The sequence below is a fragment of the Halorubrum rutilum genome, assembly GCF_042665015.1.
Classification (GTDB): Archaea; Halobacteriota; Halobacteria; order Halobacteriales; family Haloferacaceae; genus Halorubrum; species Halorubrum rutilum.
In genome coordinates, this window is record NZ_JBHTBL010000016.1 from 10,329 (window position 1) to 28,634 (window position 18,306).

The window sequence follows — 18,306 nt, forward strand, 5'->3', positions numbered from 1 at the left end:
GAGGAAAGACTATGATTCAGAATTGCTCAGTAGGACCAGCGGATTCCTCCTCAACGTGCTCGTACATCTCATCGGGAAACGGGAGACTGCCCCAGATAGAGTAGGGACATTGGTCCTGGCCAATACAGTAGCGCTGCAGATCGTCGTTATCGCAGTTCATCGGCAACGGGGTGTCGCCGTCGATGGTGTTCGAGAACTCGTAGCGAACCTGGTACTCGGTCTCCTGCTCGTCGTACCATGGCCACCGGGAGAAGACGTTCTTAAGATCCGCGACGATCTCGTCGAGGCTGCTATCTTGGTACTGCGGCAGCCACATCACCATCCGCGCGAAGTTGTAGAGGTCCTTCCGGACGGGCTTCTTCTCGTGTAGCCGCTCCTCCATATTCGTCATACAGGGGAGTTCGAAGAGGTCATCGATCTCCCGAACCTCGATCTGTTCGGCGCCGGTTCCGGCTCGTCCGATTCGGTACGTATTGACGCGCCCGTCGCGGTCGATCGTGACGGCCGAGTGGGACTCGTGGTCGGCCAGCGTCTTCGCGAGACTGCTTGGACTCGAAATCCAGTCTGTCACAGAGGACTCCCTCTCACCCTCCGGGTTGTAGGCCGCGATTGCTTGATAGAGCTCTTTCGCCGTGTGGGACTCGCCTCTTTGCGCGACCTCATCGGGCACATCACTCAGGGCCCGCCGGAGGATGCGGATTGTCCGGTCCCCACGATCCCAGTTCCGCCAGAGGCGTTGGTAATGGCCGGTCTCAAGGAAGCGATCGATCCGCTCCGCAATTGCCAACTCGTTCGTGGTCACCCACGTCAGCTGGTCGTCGGAGAGCCCATCTTCCTGCACCCGCAAGAGCTTCTTGAACGCCCGCTCAGCGTAGTCACGATACTTGTTGTCGAAATCACCGACCGGGACGTACAGGTTGTTGTCCTTCACTCGCGTCAGTATCTCACCGCCATCGTCATCCCCCGTCGACGCCTCGTCCTCCCGAACGAGACATTTGCGCGACGCCGCGGCCATCGGGATTTCAAGGTAGAGGCCCTCCCCGAACTCCGGCAGCTCCGTGATGCCCGTACAGACCCGACCCGGATGTGGGCCATCCTCACCGGGCGCCTTGCTGTACAGCACGTCGGCGATGTCCTGCTGGAGTGACCCATCGCCGTGGGCCCGAATGAGGGAGGCGAGATTGTTGACGTACAGCTCCCGAATGTCGTAGAGCACCTGGATGTTCCGTGGTGACGCATGCTCGAACTTTGGGTGTGCTTTCACACAGATCGCACTCAGCGTCGCGAGCACGGCGAGCGTCCCCGGCTCGTCGACGAACGGCTCTTCGGCGGCGTCGGCACGAACCTGCTCTTTGAACGCTGCCGTCCCGAACCGCTCGACATCGTTCACGAGGTCTTCGGGTTGGTCCTCGCCGTCGACGACGTATCGATTGTAGCCACGCGTAAACAGCTGGTTGATGCGGGTCTCACCGTACTCCAGCGGGAGTGCCGCAACCCGATACGCCATGTCCTCGTCGTCGGTGGGGGTACTCGGACTCATTGGTCGTACACCTCGGGCGTCGCCGACCGAACGTCGAACGCCGGACTCGCGATTGGTTGAACGATGCTACAGACGTCGGCGTGCAGCGAGTAGGGCAGGCGAGCGACACGCCGGCGGTCGGCCGTCACGACGGGGTCGATCGGGATGTCGTACGTCTCGAGGAGGAGGTCGTTCAACACCTCGCGACTCTGCTCGTCGTATCGGTGCGCCGGGTCGGTATCCAGCAGGTAGACGTGGACCCCCTGCCCGCTGTAGACGACCATCGTCTCCTCGGCGTCGAAATCGTCCTCGAAAATGTCGCGCACCTCGAACCCGTACTCGATGGCGCGGTCGATGTCTTCGAAGGCGTACGGATATCCCTTGGGAGCGGCATCGAGGATCCCCGCAGCGTCGAGGGGCGCACCGTCGTCCCGATCGTCGACGGCCGCCGAGACCATTTCGTCCGCCCGTTTTCGGGCGATCGCTTTCGCGTCGATGTCGACGAGGAGTACCCAGGGTCGTTCCCAGTGATCCAGCGCGTAGTAGACGGCGTCGGGCCGTGGGTCCGGGTGCTCCAGCAGCTCCGGATCAGCAAGCGCGAACTCGCTCCGCCCCAGCGGATCGTTGCGAGCGGGGTGTCGAATGAACTCGACGACGTCCTCGAAGTCGTCGAACTCGGGTGTCGTTCGGTCCCCCGACGCTTCTGTTTGCCACGTATCCCGCCGGATAAAGTCCTTGTCCGGTACTTCGTCTTTACGTACCGGGTGGGACTCGCGGAAGGCGACGGCGTACTGTTTTGGGCCGGTCGCCGTGATGAATTCCGGCAGGTCATCCAGATAGCGGGGGAACTCCTCGGCGTAGTAGGCGTAAAGCTCCTCGCGGGTCGCCTGTCGCCAGGTCATGGGCTGAGTTCTTGATCGAGATTTTTGAAGCCCCGAACGGTGGTCAGGCCCGCAGCATCGAACTCGTCGACAGCGTCTCTGATGGTCACGAACGACCGTGCATCCCGCCCGCTGACCCGCTCGTCGATCCGATCGGCGTCGGCAAGACTCTCCAGGACGTCGAGCGCTGTTTCGCGATTGTTGAAGGCCCAGATCGCGTCGGCATCCACCGCGCTGAGTTTGTCGTAATCCTCGACCGGGGCGTGCCGGTTGTTACTCGCAAGCTCTGCTTCGCCGACCCAGACGAAATCGCCGTCCTCGTTGAAGCCGGCCACGTCTAGGACGGTGCCGTCGTCGGTTTCGTAGTACGGTTCCACGCGACCAACGTCGTCCTGCTGGTGGAGCCACAGCTCGAGCAGCCGGACGCCAACCTTGTGTGGCGTTTTCTCGCCGAGATCGCCCGCTCCTGGTCCCGCCTTCAATTCTCTCCCGAGGAGGTCTCGACCGTCCGGGAGGACGGTGTAGTACTTGCGCCCCGCCGCGGAGTCCGCTTCTAGGAGGTCCTGCTCCGTGAGCCGCTCCGTATGGAGATCGTCGTATTCGTCCCGAAGCTGGCTCATCCTGTCCAGTAGCGTGTACTCGTCGTCTGCTCGGTTCATCACATCGAGGACCCGATTCAGGAATCGGACGTCGTCACGGCTGAGCCCGCGTTGGCGGAGTTCGTCATCGGGGACGGGCACGCTGCTTTCCTGAACGGGCGTTGCCCCGTTCTCCACCTGCGGTGTTTGGTCAGCAGCGGCTTCCTCGTCCGTCTCGGCGGCCTGCCCGAACAGAGGGCTCATCGCTGCCCCGTCTGCATCTGGGGCCTCATCCGTCTCGGACTGTGTGGTCGATGTCGATGCGTCCGCGGCCGTCGATTCGCTGATAAACGCGGATTGCGTCGGGTCGGTCGCTGCATCGCCGTCGGCAGCCGAGCCCGTCGTTTCGGCCCCCGAACTCCCCCAGCCAGTCTCCTCTGGGGAAGTGGCCGACTCAGTCGGCTCTGTCAGCCCGTACTGGGCCTGTGTCCGCTCGACCATCCGTGGCCGGGACACGGACTCGAAATGGTCTTCCTGGGGCTCTGTGAGCGGCTGGTCGCTTTCTGGATGCCCCGGCGCAATCGGGAGCGGCTTCAACGAAAACGGCGGCGGACCAGTCTCCCCGAACGACGGACTCGGGAGCTGCGCGATCCACTCGCCACTTGGGAGCGTGTTGATTCGGTTGCGGAGTTCGGTGGGGCTGAGGTCCTCGTGCGCGAGCGACTCCGCGAGGTCGCGCTCGATCGAGATGTTCCCGATGAGCTTCGTCTTGATATTGTTCAGCACCTCATCGTAGGCCCGCTCATTCCGGTTCCGCACCTGTTCAGGGAACTGCATCACGAGTCCCATACTCAGGCCGAACGACCGGCCCTGCGGCAGGAGCTGTTCGGAGACGAGCGTCGTCGACGCGACCGGCGCCGCCTCCTCGATGATGAGGTTCGTGAGCTTCTCGTAGTCGGTCTGGCCGTCGCGCCGGCGCACCTGGACGGCGTCCCAGAGGTTGCTCAACAGTAGTAGGGTGATCGCTCGCTGGGCCTCCGGCCGAAGGTCGCCGAGGTCGAAGATGATGGTGGCGTCTTCATCGAGGAACTCCCGAAAGTCGAAGCGGTTGTCGACGTACTCGCCGGCGTCATTCTGCACGGGGACGTGGCTGAAGATCCGCCGGAGATGCGCGTCCTCTTTGAGCTTGTCGAGGCGGTTCCCGACGGCGTCCATCGACACCTGGAACTGGTGGTTGTCCTTCGCGAAGTGACGCGTCAGCGATTCCTCGATGTTTTGATTGTCCGCCGAGACCGGGGGAATCGTCTGGTCGCGCTGCATCCGGAGCGCGGCGGCGAAGAGGTCGTCCAGCCCGAACACGTCGCTCCCGTACTCCTCGTCGAACAGCGCCTTGATCAGGTAGCTGAGGATCTCGTTCGCGACGAACGCCTGCCCGTACTGCTCGCGGCCCATAATCATCCGGAGGATGTCGTGGAAGTGGTCGACCTTGTCCTGAATCGCGTCCTCTCGGTTGCGACCCGCCTCGAGCGCAGGCCGGATGTCGAAGAACGAGAACGCGGGGATTGTCTCCGGGACGCGGAAGTGGTAGACGTCGTCGAGGCCACTGAACCGCTCGTAGTGGCAGCGCAGGTAGTTCTCACACATCCCGTCCCCCTTCGGGTCGACGAGGACGACGGGGCCACCAGTCGTATCACGGAGCGAGAGGGCGTCGTTGATGATGGCCTTCGACTTCCCGCCACCAGTCGACGCGAACCGCCCGTAATGCGTCGGCAACAGGTCCGGCGGGATCCGGATGGGGTCTGGTCGTGGCTCGCCGTTTTCGTCGAGCGCGTAGCCGATGGCCATCCCGTCCTGGAACTGCTGGATCAGATCCGGATTCGGCCACGGAAGCGGGTTCCGACTCTGCTGTTCGGCTCTGGTTCCCCGCGTCCCTTCGACGGTCAACTGTTCGGAGGAGGGGACGAGGACGAAGTTCGCGAGCTCCGTCCCACAGAGGACCAGCTCGGGGCGTGTCTTTCCCCGGCCCGTCGTCAACTCGCGATTGAGGAGGCGCTGGAGAGCGGCCCGTGCCTTCTTCTCCTTCGTCTTCTCACGGAAGCCGCTGTCCCGGAGGCGTTGTCCCTCGACCTCGTAGAACGGTCCATCGAGCGGGTCGAAAACGGGGAGGAGCGAGTCCATCCGACCATTGAGCTCGTCGCGGGTGTCGTCGGTGGGGACACCGACGGCCCGGATGTTGACCGTGAACGATCGTTTGGCGTTCTTCGCGTCGATGGACTCGATGCGCTTCTCGACGGCCTCGCTGAGCTGCCGGTCGTCCTGGTCGCTCCGTTGCTCCTCGACCTCGAGCAACGACCCGACGACTTCCTGGAAGAACGTATCCCGGCCGTCGACGAGGTCCTCTTTCCGCACCTCTGCGTCTGACTGCCAGCTGGCACGTCGTTGGAAGACGACCTGGAACGCGGTCGGCGCTGTCGCCTCCATCAGATGGTCGATCAGCGACGCCAGCGCCGCGCCCGGTTCGTCGACGGACGAGAGGTTGCCGTTCGTTCCCTCTGCTGTGAACGGCGTCAGCGAGGTCATCCAGTCCTGCTTCCGCGACGCGGCGCCACACCACCGGACACCGAGCGGCGAGACAGCGTCTTGTGCCGGGCGAGCCAGAATCGTTCCCGCCGGTGTCATCGTCGGCTTCTCGATGGCCCGTCGCTCTTCCTCGTCGTCTGGAAGTGCATCGGGCGGGGCTAGTTCAAGGGCTGAGTCCCCGACAGTCACGTGATGATCGGGGACTCTCGTGGTTGCCGTACCGCCGTCGACAACGGGGTCTGCTTCGGCTGACTCGGTGTCCGCTGATTCCTCGTCGACGATGTCGTACTGTTCTGCCGGGCCAAACTCGTACTGCAGCCGCCTTGCCTCGTAGTGGTCGACGAATTCCTGCGGTGTGAACTCGACTGGCTGAATGAGCCGGGTGGCGACGTCGACGTCGACGCGCTCGATGTCGAACGTGGCCGGATAGATGGATCGGAGGCGCTTCTCAAGCGTATCGAGATGGGCATCGGCACCGTAGAAGAACTCTACCGGGTCGTCCGGGCCATCACTGATTGCGAGGAACTCGAATCGGGGTGGTGTCTCACTATGGAGTGGGTTCAGCTTCGCCCCAAGGCCCGACGAGCCGGGCGTGGTCAGTTTGTGGAGGCTGTCGAGGACTCGGGGGATACTCTCCGGGTCAAGCCCCTCGGATGTCGGTGTGACGCGCAGGTACTCAGCCATCGTTGGTGTCCTCCGTAGTCCCGCCGTCTGGCTCAGCTTCGACGGCGTCTGATTCCTCGTTCAGTTCGCTCGTTTCGTTCGTTCCGTTCGCTGCTCGGTGTTCGAGCTCTTCCTGAAACTCCTCCATCTCGGTATCGACGGCCTCATCGCCGGCGCCGGGCAGTGAGGACCGGATCTGTGAGGTCGGGTCGAAGTCGATGACCTGCTTCTCCTTGGGCATCGCTTTGACCTGGATACCGCGCCACTCGCCGTCGACGCCCACCAGGGCCTCGGAGAAGCCGGCGTCCTCGTTGCCGGGCACGGCGTCCTGAACGAACCGCATCTGCGCGTAGTTCAATCCGAACTCGTCGGCCCACTCCTCGTCCATCCCGTCAAGGCGGTGGAACTGCTTGACCGCACACTGATCCAGGATCGCCTCGGATTCGGCGTGCTCAAAGAACTCGTCGACGGTCTGCGTGACCAGCCGGATCGAGAGGTCGTGGTGTCGGTGGTGGCGGAAGACCGTCTCAAGGAACGCCAGGCTCGCGGCGTCCTGCATAATGTAGCGTGCCTCGTCGATGTAGAACACGACCTCCTTCTCCGAGACTTTCGCCCGCTCGTACACCAGCGAGATGAGCAGCTGCATCGTCAGCGCCGTGCTGCTGTCGACGCTGCCCTCCTGCTGGGCGAGATCAAGGTAGATGACCTTCTCGTCCCGGATGTCGAAGTCAGATTCTTGGCCCAGGTTGCCGTGTCGACCGTCGTCCTCGAAGGGCCGGAGCTGATCGAGCAGCCACGTCGCGTCCTCCTTGATCTTCCCGGCCTCCTCGTCGGACCGGACGACGAATTCCTCGGGGTTGTCAACCATGTCTTCGAAGACGTCCATCATCCCCTGAATCGTCGGGCTCGGATTGTCGTGCGTCGAGATGTCGTCGGTGATCCCGTTGCGCTTGTACGCCCGCTTGAGCCCGAGTTCCAGCGTCGTCCGGCGGTCGCCCAGCGAGATGCCGCGGAGCGCGAAGAAGTTCCTGAGGAAGCTCATCGCGTCGTCGAGTTTCTCGTTGAACGGGCTGGCGTCCTCGCCCATCGCCCGCTGGACGTGCTCGGGCGTCTCGCGGATCTCCAAGGGGTTCAGCCCGAGTGTCCCGCCGACCGTGATGCGTTTGGCGTCGAGCGCTTCGGCGACCCCCGCCCAGTTGTTCAACGGCTCGAGGATGATGCCGATCCGGTCCTTACTCTGCTCGATCGACCGAATGAAGTTCTGCTTCGAACTGAACGACTTCCCCGACCCCGTGTCGCCGACGGTGAACATTGCGTAGCCGTTGTCCCGCGCGAACGGGTCGATGACCACGGGACTCTGGTTGTCCTTGTGGATGCCGAACTCGACGCCGCCTTCCTCGAGGATCGTCGCGTTGTGCGGCGAGGACAGCAGCGCGCCGACGGCGCCGCCGAGCGCAATCGACGTCCGCCCGAACTCGTTGTCGCCGATGGGCGCGGCGGACTGGAGGGCGAGATCCTGGCGACAGATCGCCGTCTTCGGCGTGAGGTTCGCCGGGTCGTCACGGAGCGCGCTCTTAACCTTCTGGACGGCATCGCGGAGGTCCTCCTTCTCGTCGGCTCTGACCGTGATGAACATCCCCTGGTCGAAGACGTTCGCGCCATTCTCGACGGCCGTGTACGTCGCTGCGGCCTCGTTGGCGCGTTCCTGCAGGTAGGCACTCCGCACGCTCTGTTCAAGATCAGCGTCCACTTGGAGGTCATCAGCGATATCCTGGAGTTCGTTCCGTGCCCGTTCCTGGTTCTTCGGCGTGATGTGGGCCGTCAGGTCGAACTGCACGTCCGTCATCTCGAAGAGCTCGGAGAGGTAGCCGTCGTTGGGGTAGTCCGGGTAGTCAGCGATGTACAGCGTCGTCGTCCACTGCTCGCCGACCTGTGCCGCGCGCGTCTCCCACTCAATCGCCGCCGGCGCGGTCACCGTCTTGTGTGACTCGGCTATATCGTCGAGGAGCTGGCGTTCGGCTTCTCCTTGTTCGATGGTCTCCTCGTCGAGCAGATCCGAGAACTCCACCTCTTCCTCGTCGTCTTCGGTGTACCAGTCCCAGAGGAGTTTCCCAGCGATCCCAACCAGTACCGCGAGCAGGATGTAGAGGGCCGCCCCTTCAGCTGAGGTCGGATTTGCGAGCCACTCCGTGAGCTGGCCGACGGCGCCGCTGCCCGTCTGGAGGACGAGGTTACGCATCGTGGGCATCCTCCCGGCGCGAGTGGCCAATGATCGGTTGTTCGCGAACGACGCGCTCTGCGTCGTCGTAGTCGTGTTCGGGGCCGTTCCAGAAGTCCATATTCAACACGAAGAGTTCGACCGTGCTGAGCCGGCGTGCGGACCAGCCTGAGGCCTGCTGAATGAACTCCGACCGCACGTCGGTGACCCGGCTATCCAGCTTCTCGAACATCTGGGCGCGGCGCTCGACGTCGGTGAGGTCCTCACGGCGGGTCACGAACGGGTTGAATAGGAACCCGATGATAGGGAACTGCGTCAGCTTCTCGGCCGGCGTCCCCTCGTCACGGAAACGGTCGTAGACCTCCAGCGGGGTGACCTGGACGCCGATGTAGTACCGCACCTGCTGGATGCCCCGTTCGCGCATCTCCTTCGGCCGCGTCTCTCGATACTCCTCAAGGAGTTCCCGGAAGATCGGATTTGCTTTGACGTCCTCGTCGTTCAGGCGGTCTTCGATGGTCGCCGTAATCTGTTCGACCGGGAACGAGCGGGTCGTGGCGTGGAGTTTGAGCTTCGAGTCGAGTTCCTTGTTGGCGAACTCCTCGCCGGCGTCTTGGAGCTGTGCCCAGTCGTCGGACATCGCAAAGTCCATGTTGCCGGGATCGATCTCGATGAACGCCTCCATCGTGCCGTCGGCGCGCTGAATCGCGCCAGCGCCCGGCCACGCCCGCTCGATGTTCGTGAGGTCTTGGGTCCGCTCGTCGGGCTTGAACGGTGTGTAGTTCGCGAGCCCGCCCTCGTTGCGCTCTGTTTCGTTGGTGCTACTGTCGGCTTCCTCCGGGGCACTGAACGTGATCTGGGGGCGCTTGACGTAGCGATAGACGTCTTTCGCCCACGTCCACGCGTTCAGGTGGTCAGGTGAGACGTAGACGATCGCGAGGCCGAACCCGAAACCACCCGCGACGAACGGCAAGGCGAGTGATTCGATGCCGGTGAGGCCAGCGATGAACAGGCCGACGATCGGGAAGGCGATGAGGACGCCAACATCGCCTTCCTCGATGTCGAGATAGGGGATGCGACTCTCCTCACCGAACTGGTCCATGATGCGCCGTGCGGCTGCGTCTTGGTCGATGGACATGTTTAGTGGATCCCTCTATCAAACTCCATTCCGCGTTCCTCACCCGATGTTTCCGACGTGGTACCACCTGGGTCGTTCTCGGTGCGTCGGTACGAGGGCGTACTATCTCTACTCCCTCCATGACCGCCCCGAGCTGCAGCTTTCTGCGCCACAGCGTGTCCCGCTGCGGCCTTTGGTCCCCACCGGGCCGCGGTCGTCGCGACGCCGGCGCCGCCGATGTAGGCTCCAGCGGCGACACCGCCGATGAGGGCCGCTCCCTTCGTCGCACCACCGAGAACTTTCGCCGTCAGCGGGGTCGCGTACTTGAACGTCTTCCACGTGACATAGAGCGCAACGAAGGGAAGTGAAGCCGCAACGAGATACTTGAGGAACGCTGATCCCGGCGTCAACGCCCCTCCAGAATAGAGTAGGTCGTATCCTTTGAGGACTATCGCCGCAGGCAGGGGTAGGATGGCCAATGGGACGAACCGTTTGCTGAACCCCATCGCGACATCAGAGAGGACTGGGATATTGCCATAGGCAACGGCGAACGCGATGGGCATCCCGTACAGATAGACGTAGAGGAGAATCTGCCGGATGTAGAACAGCGCCTCCAGTGCCCACATCGAGATTCCTCCGATGAGAGCAAAGAGGAGACCAAGACCGGGATTGGTAATCGACCCCGTTATGAACTGCAGCATAGCAGAGCCCAGCGAGGACAGCTCCGGCATCAGGGCAATCGTGAACCCATCAACAAGGTAGAGCGCGAGCGCTACAATCCAGTACCAGGTAATAATCAGAAAGGCCCCGACCCAGGCGGTCTTCTTGGTCTTTCGAGCCTCGTATGCACTCCCGATATTGAAGATGCGGATGGTGTTTCGTCCCTGAACGCTCATCACGAGTAGCAGCAGAGAAATCAACATGATCTCGCCACCGATGAGTCCTTCCTGAATTGCTGGCCAAGGGGCGTTACCTGGTTCTCCGAAAATGAACGTCCCGTCAGTCTGGGGAGTCGGAGTGCCAAACATCTCTTCGGTCAGCGTCTGATACCCCGACCGAAGCCCGTCCATGAACAGACCGATGAACCAATCGACGACGTCTTTGAAGCCCTCGAGAACGACGTCTATCAGGTCCACCATCGTTAGGCCTCCGTGATTGAAACCTCGCAGTCACTCATCTCCGTGGATCCGGAGTACTGTACATCGAAGGATTTCGATACCTGGTCGCCGCCAACTTGGGTTCGGACTGTGACGGTGAACTGGCCGCTGTTCCCGTCAGGGGAGCATCCCATTCCCTCCTCAGATTCAGAACCAAACGGGAACGAACTACTGAACAGGTCGGTAGTTTCTCCCGGCGAGATCACCACCTGCTCGGTTTCATACATCCCACTACCTCGGGGATCTTCGACGGGGTTTGGAACATCACTGGAGAAAATTAACTCAACAATCGCTTCTGGTCCGCTTCCGGTGTTTTCGACGGTGACGTACGCTTCCCCGTTCTTTAGCCGATCTGTCTCGGTATCTCCGTAGACTTCGTCCCACGGCTTCTCAGGGTTATTCCGGTAAAGACCGACCTCTTGAATTTCAATTTCCGGCTGAATCACTGAGGAACTCTCAGCTAGCGTTTCTTCACCGCTGAGGGCCACGACAGTATACTCTCCAGGCTCGTAGGAAGTCCCGATCTCGAAAGAGACCCGTTGTGACCCAGCAGCGGTTTCTCGCTGACCGAACAGTTCCCCATTCGGCTGGACCAGGTTGATCTGATCGACTCTCTCCTCTGAGGAGTATTCAACGACGAGTTCTGTCCCCTCTACAGTGATTCGCTGAATGATTCTTCCTTCATCAGACGGTGTTGAGTTCCCGTCACCCGAGGAATCGCCGTTGTTGAGGCATCCGGCCACGCTCACGAGAGTGGAGCCGACGACTGTTTGGAGGGCGGTCCGTCTACTGAGGTGGGGATTGTCCTGAGTCATTGTTTCTGTCCGAAGATGTCTGCTGGACCGAGCATCCGCAGGAGGCGCTTGCCAGCGTAGAACATCACGAAGAACGGCAAGAGCTGCCAGCCGACCTCGAACACCAGCGCAAACCAGCCGTTGATCGTCCCGAGTGGGTGCCAGCGGGCCGTCGCGGTATCGCTCACGTACGCTGGGTCGTGACTGATCCACGAGCCCGGATGGTACCGAGCCGTGTAGATGCCCGGTTCGTCGATACTTACAATCGCCGCTCCTGAGGTGTTGGTCTCGACGCGCTGATCGGCGACCGTGATGTACCCGTCTCGGGTGGTGCCGCCAATTGGAAGCTGACGGCTATTGTCGAGCGCGATCGGCGCACCCGTATGAGTGTCCCACAGTTCAACCCTGAGCGTAGCTTGCGACTGATTCTGCTGCATAACTTCGACAGTAAGATTGCTGTAGCGGAGCTGCCGCTCGGAGCCGGTGTCCGGCTCGACGAGTGACGCATCCACGCCCCGAACAATTCCTGTAACGTGCAGTGCCTCTCGGTCAACATTCTCAACCCGACTAGCGACGCCGTAGGTCGTCGTGTACGACTGGTTGACGATGTCGATATTGATGTTCTCACCGATGGTGCCGACCGGAGACGGGCGGTCAGTCCCCCAGGTCTCGATAATTTCCGGCCCGTTTCGAACCGGCTCGGCACGCGGCCCGATCCGCGAGGGATAGGCGTGGACGGACACCGGAATCGCGTCCGACTGAATGGTGGCGCTATCCGTGCGATTCGACCGGATGAGCGTGTCCCAGTTGGTGTTCCGAGCGGTGTAGAACCGCCAGATGCCACGGACCCGTGCCGTATCGTCCGCCGTGAGCGTATACCCCTGCCACGGCCGCGACTGAAAGACGGCCACGCCAACGTCGCCGTTCGGATACTCAGCGTAGTAGGGATACGCCGAGAGGTCGTAGATCTCGACGGCGATCGAATCGGAGACGCTGCGTGATTCCGTCCGATAGCTGATATCGATGTCCGTCTGGTCACCCAGATCGGTTCTAACGGTCTTCTTCAGCCGAACGTGAATCTCCGCCTCCAATGTGAGAGTCGCACTCCAATCGTCTTCGAGCTGATAGTCGAGCGCAGGCGTGTGGGCCCCATCATGCTCGGTGATGGTCTCATTGTCCGTTTGCAACCGGACTTCTTCGATCTCGTGTTCCGTGAGCGACCACGAGATAGTCGTGTTGCCGGAGGAACTCGCCGCAGGCACGCGAACGCGGTAATCAACGAGCCCGCGCACCGTCCCGTTCGGCGCAATGTAGAGTGGGGTTTCACCGGACTCGAGGTGGGCACGAGTAGAGGGCTGGACCGCGAAGATCGTAGCGTGAGCATCTGTGATGAAGACGCCGTCCTCGAGATCCGCGTGTGATGGATACACGGACGTATCTGGACTGCCGGCGTCAAGATCTTCGAAATCATTCCGCGTCCACGTCGCCGCGGTCTCAGGCGGCCGTTTGAACGTAACGTCTGTCCCGTTCGCGACCTGATAGACAGCGGAACGATTTTCGTCGTAGCGTCGGCGGTACTCATCCTGGCTGATGTAACTGTCCGGATCACGCGACCACAACGTTGCCGACTCGTTCTCGGTGAGTCCGTTCCTCTCCGTCCCTGGTCGTGGCGGGTCAGCAGTGACGATCCCTGTGACTAGACTCGTCGCGAGCAAGCCGGCCATGAGCATGGAGAGCTCTCGATGGGCCATAGGGCTCACACGGGGATTGCGCGGTGGTTACCAGGGGACGAGATCGAGGCACTCAGCCAACGGAAGACTCATCATCGACCCGGCGACCGTGTACAGCGGACCGAGGACGACGAGGATCACCGCGGACTTCATCGCTGAGCGCTTATGCCGTTTGAGACCCTTCTTTTGGTCAGGGCTGAGTGTAAACATTTCAATCAGGGAGTCGGCCTGCCAGACGATGGCGAGACCGACAATCCCTAACGCCGTGGTCAGCTGAAAGAATCCCTCAATCATCCCCGGGAGGTTATCTGCGCTACAGACGGCATTGTCCTGGGCGGCAACTGGCTCGACGGCGAACAGGCTCAGGAGAACGATGGTGAGCGCTGTCTGCCGAGGGATGCTCCTAGTCAGCGGTGACTTCTTTTCGACGCTACGCGCAGGGTCGGAGGGAGTCTTGTCCGGTGACATGGCGGGTTAATCGTTGGTGGCGTCGTCAGCTGGTGGCTGCCTTTGTCGTTCTTCGACGAGCGACCGGAGATCGTCGAATCGGTTTGTGGCCTCTGCGATCTCGTCGAGCGTGTAGCCCTGCTCGCGGGCCCGATCGAGGAGGTCGCGGAGTTCATCGGGGTCAACGCCGCGGATTTCCATCTCCTCGCGGAGGGCACGGCGATAGAGGGCAGACGCGTTGATGTGGTCGTTCCACATCAGGTATAGCTCATCGATATTCTCGATGGTGACTGACCTCGTAATCATGCATGGGAATATGGGCATGTACCAATTGAGTCATGGTACACGTTGACACAGTAGCGAGATAATCTATAAATACTTTTTGGGTAATAAACTGGTAAACTATTAGAGACACGAGATGATAAAATAGATCCTTAGATGGAATTTACTGTGTTGACAGCCTAGATTAGTAATCATTGATTAGACCACCTCCGGTTCACTCAATCAAGCTCTATGACTTTGCCGTCTTCCCCGCTCAGGAGTTCTCGTACCTCCGTCAAAAGCTCCTGACCTTCCTGATGAAGTTCAGTACCCTCATTGAGGTCGCACTCGTCAACATCGAGCTGCTGAATAATCTCTTCAATGCGGTCCATCCGGCGCTTGATATCCGAATCTTTTGCCATCGCTTAGATCACCTCCAGCCAGAGCCCGGTAATAAGCAGCAACAATAGCAGGAGGACAGCAATTGCGGCCTTGTAGTAGACCGGCGGAAACCCCTCGGGAGCGGTTGCCTCTTCGACTGTCTCAGCCAGTTCCTGTTCGTGTTCGTGCTCCTGCTCGAAGGTCTTGTAGGCGGCCTCCAGCTGTTGCTCCAGCGGCTCGATCTCGCTGGCGAGGAAATCATTCCGAGACGTCGCGATGGACTCGCCGGCGGCGGTCGGCGTGATCGCGGCCATATCCGCCACCCGATCTGCGATCAGCCGGTCGTCAGTATGGCCGATAGCGGTCACGATCGGCGTGTTCGCGGTGAAGATCGCTTCCGCGACCCGTTCGGTGTTGAACGCCTGGAGGTTCGAATCGCTCCCGCCACCACGGCCGACGATGATCGCGTCGACATCCTCTGACCGGTCCAAATGGTGAATCCCGTTCGCGATGGACGTCGGTGCCTCCGACCCTTGGACGGTCGCATCTTTCACCAGGATATCGACGGTGGGGTCCTGATCGTGAATCGCGCTCTGGATGTCGTACCGAGCATCTCCCCGGAGTGAGGTCACGACACCGACCCGCTCCGGGAACGCCGGCGGGCGCCGTTTCTGCTCGTCGTCGAACCAGCCACGCTCGTCAAGTTCGCTGCGCAGCCGCTCGACCGCGGCCGCTTGGTCGCCGTCGCCGACGACGGTCACCTCCCACGGCTTGAGGTCGATTTTCCCGCCCTCTGTCCAATAGTCGATATCGCCTTCGAGGATGACCTCGGTCCCATCCTCAAGGTCGGCGTCCATCTTCCGATGGCGGTTCGCCCAAATCATACAGGGGAGCTCCGCGTCGCCGTCAGTGAGAGTGAAATAGAGCGCCGTACTGTTCTGATGGAGATCCGTGACCTCGCCAATACAGCGGACACCATCGAGGGCAGGCGCGTCCTCGACGACCGACGCGATTCGGTCGTTTAGCTGGGACACGCTGAGGACCTCGTTCGCGTCGGAGGCGACCGCCTGCCGTTCGGTTTCCGTTGCGTCCGCCATCTTCGTTTCCTTACTTCTGACCAGTAACCTCAAAAAGCTACGTTCAAGTGGCAAGGTTGGCTGAGTTACACAGGCCTACAGATCGCGGGGCTGGACTGTCTTCCGGTCGTTGGCCTCGGCCCGCTCTGCAGCGTCGTCGAGTAGTTCGGCGACCTCTTCGTTGAGAGCGTCGTAGAAATCTGCTGAGACGTTGTTATCCGAGAGCGCGTCCTTCACGGCTGCGTTGACGATTAGGTCAGACATTCAATCGCGGACTTCTCTTGTTCACCATATAAAAATTCGAAGTCCTCACGCGACATTCAGTTCTAGTCATGTCGAAATCGCCTCGGGGTACCAGAGAGAACATATGCCACCCCGGAAAACAGGAAACAGACAGATGCACGATCTAACTGGGTTTCAGCGGGACATCTTGTACGTAACTGCCGGGCTCGAGGAACCACACGGGCACGCGGTCAAGGACGAGCTCGACGAGTATTACGAGCAGGAGATCAACCACGGCCGCCTCTATCCGAATCTCGATGACCTCGTCGAAAAAGGACTGCTCGAGAAGGCTGAACTCGACAAGCGGACGAACGTTTATACAGTTACACAACGCGGTCAGCGTGAAATAGAGGCACGACGTGAATGGGAATACCAGTATCTGGATAGCAAAGAATCGGTGCCTGCGTAGCACCCACCGGTCTGTCAGAAGCAACAGTCACCTCAGCGATATCCCTTTTGTAGTAGCCAGAAAGAACCTCAGTTAGCGGGCTGTGCATCCGTAGCTGGTGTCCTGCTTGGAAGCTCGGGGATGGATAGGTCCACGCGGCGGAGGAGCTGTGTGTTGATCGCGACGGTTACAGTACTCAACGACATCAAGAGCGCACCCACAGCGGGGGACAGCAGAATCCCGATCGGTGCCAACACACCCGCTGCAAGCGGGAGCGCGAAGACTTTGTAGCCGGCCGCACAGACAATGTTCTCCGATATCTTCCGGTAGCTCGCTTTACTGAGCTTCACCAGCCAAGCGACGTCCATCGGGTTGTTCTGGACGAGGTTGATGTCGCCCGACTGGACCGCAACGTCGGTGCCACTCCCGATTGCGATCCCGACGTCGGCTCGCGTCAGCGCCGGCGCGTCGTTCACACCGTCACCTCTCGAATCTCATTTTCTTCAACGGGCGGCTCAGGGGTCCCTGCTTCTGAGTCGTCGGTAAGGTCTCAGACGATCTGTCCGCTGATTGCGTATCGGATGTGTGATCTTTAGAAATAAAATAGCGAAGAATGTGTTTCACTTTCACCCCGCTTATTTGACTTTTATGTAACTTGGTTGCTAGAATTAGATATGGTCAGTTCACCATCTGAGGACAGCGGTTACGCCTGTTCTTGGGCAGAGGCAAAGGGGTTAGCACGTGAGCAAGGATACGGAGTAAAAATCACCGTTCCGAAGACTGCCGAACTTACACTCCCTCCGGGATTCGAGCGTTCGTATTGGTCGATCGAAGCTGGTGCAGAGGCGGTGTACCGGGATCAGCAAGAGACGGATAGCTTCCAAATCCGGGAGTACGAGGACGAATGGACAATCGAATTAGACCGCCACAACCCAGAGACCGGCAATGCAATCGCCCACGGAATCTATGATGCACCGAAGTATACCCTGGCTACTGTCGGAATTGCAGGGGCAGCCGTTACCAGCTTTAGTTCTTGAGAGATGACGGTTTACGAGATCAGTCATGAACTACAAGAGCCGGGACAGGACTACGTAGATATCCACGAGGCGATCGAGTCCTTGGGTCCGACATTTGATGCTCTTGAGTCCACCTGGTTGGTTGACGTTTTAAACGAAGGCGCGGGTGATATTGCTGATGATCTGACTGGTGTCACCGACACGAATGACTCAATCGTCGTAACCCAAATCCCAAAGAGTGGTGGAGGAAGGTGGGCGTATCGTAATGTCTCAGGTGGTCTTGGAGATTGGTTTGATGAGCACTTGTAGTATTTAGACCGAAATCTCTTACAAAAAGTAGAGATGTGCTCTTGCGGCCCGAACAGATAAACGTGGGTGTCAGTTCGCGGCTACACTCGGCGCGTCGGTCATCTCGGACGCTGTTAGCGCTCGCGGGCAGGTGCCGTAGTCTCCTGCCGGTTCGGTCGTTGTTCGCGATTTTCGACGACGCGGTCGCCCGCCTGCTCCCCGGCCCCTTCGATAGCTACTAGCCGCTCCAGTCGCCGTTCAAACTCGTCGTCGTCGATTTCGCCGTCAACGTACCGGCGCTTGAGTCGCTCGATTGGTGACGCCGACCCTCCCGTCGCAGCTGGCGTCGACTGCCCCGTAGCGTCTTTAGAGCTCCGGTGACCTTCTCCGAGCTCGTCGGCAAGGTAGCCTCCGAGCGCGCTGCTCCCGATGACGTATACCGCACCGACGAGGGTCATTCCGAGCACGCCGACCGTCGCGATTGGAGACACGGTCGCAGCGACCGCCACCGCGAAAAACGCCATCGGTAGCGACAGTAACACCACTAATGCGCCCGTAATAAGCCCAACTCGTGGGCCGCTCCCGTCGCCAGATTTCTTCACCTGGCTCGCCACGCCACCGCCGATTGCCGGTGCGAGCAGCCCGACGAATGGTATCACACTCGCGAGCACCGTTACCCCAACCCCAACGCCGGCCGGCTTGAACACTTCTGAAACCCATCGCTGCATCTGCCGACTGCGAGCCCGCTCACCACCGGTCATCGTGTGGCATCCCCCCGAGTGCGTGGCGATTCGAACAGGCGGTACTCTAGATCGGCTGATTGTCCGCGCTGTCCGTATTGCTGGTCAGCCCGTCCGCTTTCCATTATAATATTGCATATAACCTGCACTGCTAAATATGTACTGCCATCAGGCAATCCAACCTGTCTAGCAG

General features: G+C 60.5%; 17 protein-coding genes and 1 pseudogene. 3 read left to right on the forward strand and 15 right to left on the reverse strand.

Going from position 1 to position 18,306, the window contains the following annotated elements; translation table 11 throughout:
* Nucleotides 1-16: 16 nt before the first annotated feature.
* From ACFQMF_RS14990 to ACFQMF_RS15050, 13 genes are all read right to left on the reverse strand, one after another.
* The gene (locus ACFQMF_RS14990; protein WP_379792205.1) at nt 17-1,540 is read right to left on the reverse strand and encodes a primase-associated protein; all 1,524 of its coding nucleotides are present in this window, start codon (nt 1,538-1,540) and stop codon (nt 17-19) included.
* A complete protein-coding gene (locus ACFQMF_RS14995) occupies nt 1,537-2,421 on the reverse strand; it encodes a bifunctional DNA primase/polymerase (protein WP_379792207.1) in 885 nt (294 codons plus the stop codon). The genes ACFQMF_RS14990 and ACFQMF_RS14995 overlap by 4 nt, the downstream gene beginning before the upstream one ends.
* Complete coding sequence (locus ACFQMF_RS15000; RefSeq protein WP_379792209.1) at nt 2,418-6,242, reverse strand: ATP-binding protein; 3,825 nt, start codon at nt 6,240-6,242, stop codon at nt 2,418-2,420. The genes ACFQMF_RS14995 and ACFQMF_RS15000 overlap by 4 nt, the downstream gene beginning before the upstream one ends.
* On the reverse strand, nt 6,235-8,469 hold the full coding sequence (locus ACFQMF_RS15005; protein ID WP_379792237.1) for a VirB4 family type IV secretion system protein: 2,235 nt from the start codon (nt 8,467-8,469) through the stop codon (nt 6,235-6,237). The genes ACFQMF_RS15000 and ACFQMF_RS15005 overlap by 8 nt, the downstream gene beginning before the upstream one ends.
* Nucleotides 8,453-9,574: a hypothetical protein gene (locus ACFQMF_RS15010; RefSeq protein WP_379792211.1), complete on the reverse strand. Its 1,122-nt coding sequence runs from the start codon at nt 9,572-9,574 to the stop codon at nt 8,453-8,455. Before ACFQMF_RS15010 ends, ACFQMF_RS15005 begins: the two co-directional genes overlap by 17 nt.
* A 2-nt stretch (nt 9,575-9,576) precedes the next feature.
* A complete protein-coding gene (locus ACFQMF_RS15015) occupies nt 9,577-10,692 on the reverse strand; it encodes a hypothetical protein (protein ID WP_379792213.1) in 1,116 nt (371 codons plus the stop codon).
* Between the two features lie 2 nt (nt 10,693-10,694).
* Nucleotides 10,695-11,525: a hypothetical protein gene (locus ACFQMF_RS15020; RefSeq protein WP_379792215.1), complete on the reverse strand. Its 831-nt coding sequence runs from the start codon at nt 11,523-11,525 to the stop codon at nt 10,695-10,697.
* Nucleotides 11,522-13,255: a DUF8186 domain-containing protein gene (locus tag ACFQMF_RS15025; RefSeq protein ID WP_379792217.1), complete on the reverse strand. Its 1,734-nt coding sequence runs from the start codon at nt 13,253-13,255 to the stop codon at nt 11,522-11,524. The genes ACFQMF_RS15020 and ACFQMF_RS15025 overlap by 4 nt, the downstream gene beginning before the upstream one ends.
* Nucleotides 13,256-13,282: 27 nt before the next feature.
* On the reverse strand, nt 13,283-13,702 hold the full coding sequence (locus ACFQMF_RS15030) for a hypothetical protein (RefSeq protein WP_379792219.1): 420 nt from the start codon (nt 13,700-13,702) through the stop codon (nt 13,283-13,285).
* Between the two features lie 6 nt (nt 13,703-13,708).
* On the reverse strand, nt 13,709-13,987 hold the full coding sequence (locus ACFQMF_RS15035) for a hypothetical protein (protein ID WP_379792221.1): 279 nt from the start codon (nt 13,985-13,987) through the stop codon (nt 13,709-13,711).
* A gap of 194 nt (nt 13,988-14,181) precedes the next feature.
* On the reverse strand, nt 14,182-14,364 hold the full coding sequence (locus ACFQMF_RS15040) for an exodeoxyribonuclease VII small subunit (protein WP_379792223.1): 183 nt from the start codon (nt 14,362-14,364) through the stop codon (nt 14,182-14,184).
* 3 nt (nt 14,365-14,367) lie between these two features.
* The gene (gene xseA, locus ACFQMF_RS15045) at nt 14,368-15,420 is read right to left on the reverse strand and encodes an exodeoxyribonuclease VII large subunit (RefSeq protein ID WP_379792225.1); all 1,053 of its coding nucleotides are present in this window, start codon (nt 15,418-15,420) and stop codon (nt 14,368-14,370) included.
* Between the two features lie 75 nt (nt 15,421-15,495).
* Complete coding sequence (locus ACFQMF_RS15050) at nt 15,496-15,663, reverse strand: DUF1931 domain-containing protein (RefSeq protein WP_379792227.1); 168 nt, start codon at nt 15,661-15,663, stop codon at nt 15,496-15,498.
* A gap of 133 nt (nt 15,664-15,796) precedes the next feature.
* On the opposite strand from ACFQMF_RS15050, the gene ACFQMF_RS15055 reads away from it, so the two are divergent.
* A complete protein-coding gene (locus ACFQMF_RS15055) occupies nt 15,797-16,090 on the forward strand; it encodes a helix-turn-helix transcriptional regulator (RefSeq protein ID WP_379792229.1) in 294 nt (97 codons plus the stop codon).
* A 68-nt stretch (nt 16,091-16,158) separates the two neighbouring features.
* On the opposite strand, the pseudogene ACFQMF_RS15060 reads toward ACFQMF_RS15055, so the two are convergent.
* Nucleotides 16,159-16,554, reverse strand: a pseudogene (locus tag ACFQMF_RS15060) (heavy metal translocating P-type ATPase); the annotation flags it as partial.
* Between the two features lie 189 nt (nt 16,555-16,743).
* Between ACFQMF_RS15060 and ACFQMF_RS15065 the strand changes: the two are divergent.
* Nucleotides 16,744-17,106 (forward strand): hypothetical protein, encoded by a 363-nt coding sequence (locus tag ACFQMF_RS15065; RefSeq protein ID WP_379792231.1) that lies wholly within the window; start codon nt 16,744-16,746, stop codon nt 17,104-17,106.
* Between the two features lie 3 nt (nt 17,107-17,109).
* Nucleotides 17,110-17,394 carry a hypothetical protein gene (locus ACFQMF_RS15070; RefSeq protein WP_379792233.1) on the forward strand — a complete coding sequence of 95 codons (285 nt, stop codon included), beginning with the start codon at nt 17,110-17,112 and terminating at the stop codon, nt 17,392-17,394.
* A gap of 113 nt (nt 17,395-17,507) precedes the next feature.
* Here the strand turns inward: ACFQMF_RS15070 and ACFQMF_RS15075 are convergent, their stop codons facing one another.
* Nucleotides 17,508-18,134 carry an SHOCT domain-containing protein gene (locus ACFQMF_RS15075; RefSeq protein WP_379792235.1) on the reverse strand — a complete coding sequence of 209 codons (627 nt, stop codon included), beginning with the start codon at nt 18,132-18,134 and terminating at the stop codon, nt 17,508-17,510.
* Between the last annotated feature and the right edge of the window lie 172 nt (nt 18,135-18,306).

What these genes read in the sequence shown, in the direction of transcription:
- ACFQMF_RS14990 (WP_379792205.1), bottom strand. Translation starts at nt 1,540, where the DNA reads ATGAGTCCGAGTACCCCCACCGACGACGAGGACATGGCGTATCGGGTT.
- ACFQMF_RS14995 (WP_379792207.1), bottom strand. Translation starts at nt 2,421, where the DNA reads ATGACCTGGCGACAGGCGACCCGCGAGGAGCTTTACGCCTACTACGCC.
- ACFQMF_RS15000 (WP_379792209.1), bottom strand. Translation starts at nt 6,242, where the DNA reads ATGGCTGAGTACCTGCGCGTCACACCGACATCCGAGGGGCTTGACCCG.
- ACFQMF_RS15005 (WP_379792237.1), bottom strand. Translation starts at nt 8,469, where the DNA reads ATGCCCACGATGCGTAACCTCGTCCTCCAGACGGGCAGCGGCGCCGTC.
- ACFQMF_RS15010 (WP_379792211.1), bottom strand. Translation starts at nt 9,574, where the DNA reads ATGTCCATCGACCAAGACGCAGCCGCACGGCGCATCATGGACCAGTTC.
- ACFQMF_RS15015 (WP_379792213.1), bottom strand. Translation starts at nt 10,692, where the DNA reads ATGGTGGACCTGATAGACGTCGTTCTCGAGGGCTTCAAAGACGTCGTC.
- ACFQMF_RS15020 (WP_379792215.1), bottom strand. Translation starts at nt 11,525, where the DNA reads ATGACTCAGGACAATCCCCACCTCAGTAGACGGACCGCCCTCCAAACA.
- ACFQMF_RS15025 (WP_379792217.1), bottom strand. Translation starts at nt 13,255, where the DNA reads ATGGCCCATCGAGAGCTCTCCATGCTCATGGCCGGCTTGCTCGCGACG.
- ACFQMF_RS15030 (WP_379792219.1), bottom strand. Translation starts at nt 13,702, where the DNA reads ATGTCACCGGACAAGACTCCCTCCGACCCTGCGCGTAGCGTCGAAAAG.
- ACFQMF_RS15035 (WP_379792221.1), bottom strand. Translation starts at nt 13,987, where the DNA reads ATGATTACGAGGTCAGTCACCATCGAGAATATCGATGAGCTATACCTG.
- ACFQMF_RS15040 (WP_379792223.1), bottom strand. Translation starts at nt 14,364, where the DNA reads ATGGCAAAAGATTCGGATATCAAGCGCCGGATGGACCGCATTGAAGAG.
- xseA (WP_379792225.1), bottom strand. Translation starts at nt 15,420, where the DNA reads ATGGCGGACGCAACGGAAACCGAACGGCAGGCGGTCGCCTCCGACGCG.
- ACFQMF_RS15050 (WP_379792227.1), bottom strand. Translation starts at nt 15,663, where the DNA reads ATGTCTGACCTAATCGTCAACGCAGCCGTGAAGGACGCGCTCTCGGAT.
- ACFQMF_RS15055 (WP_379792229.1), top strand. Translation starts at nt 15,797, where the DNA reads ATGCACGATCTAACTGGGTTTCAGCGGGACATCTTGTACGTAACTGCC.
- ACFQMF_RS15065 (WP_379792231.1), top strand. Translation starts at nt 16,744, where the DNA reads ATGGTCAGTTCACCATCTGAGGACAGCGGTTACGCCTGTTCTTGGGCA.
- ACFQMF_RS15070 (WP_379792233.1), top strand. Translation starts at nt 17,110, where the DNA reads ATGACGGTTTACGAGATCAGTCATGAACTACAAGAGCCGGGACAGGAC.
- ACFQMF_RS15075 (WP_379792235.1), bottom strand. Translation starts at nt 18,134, where the DNA reads ATGACCGGTGGTGAGCGGGCTCGCAGTCGGCAGATGCAGCGATGGGTT.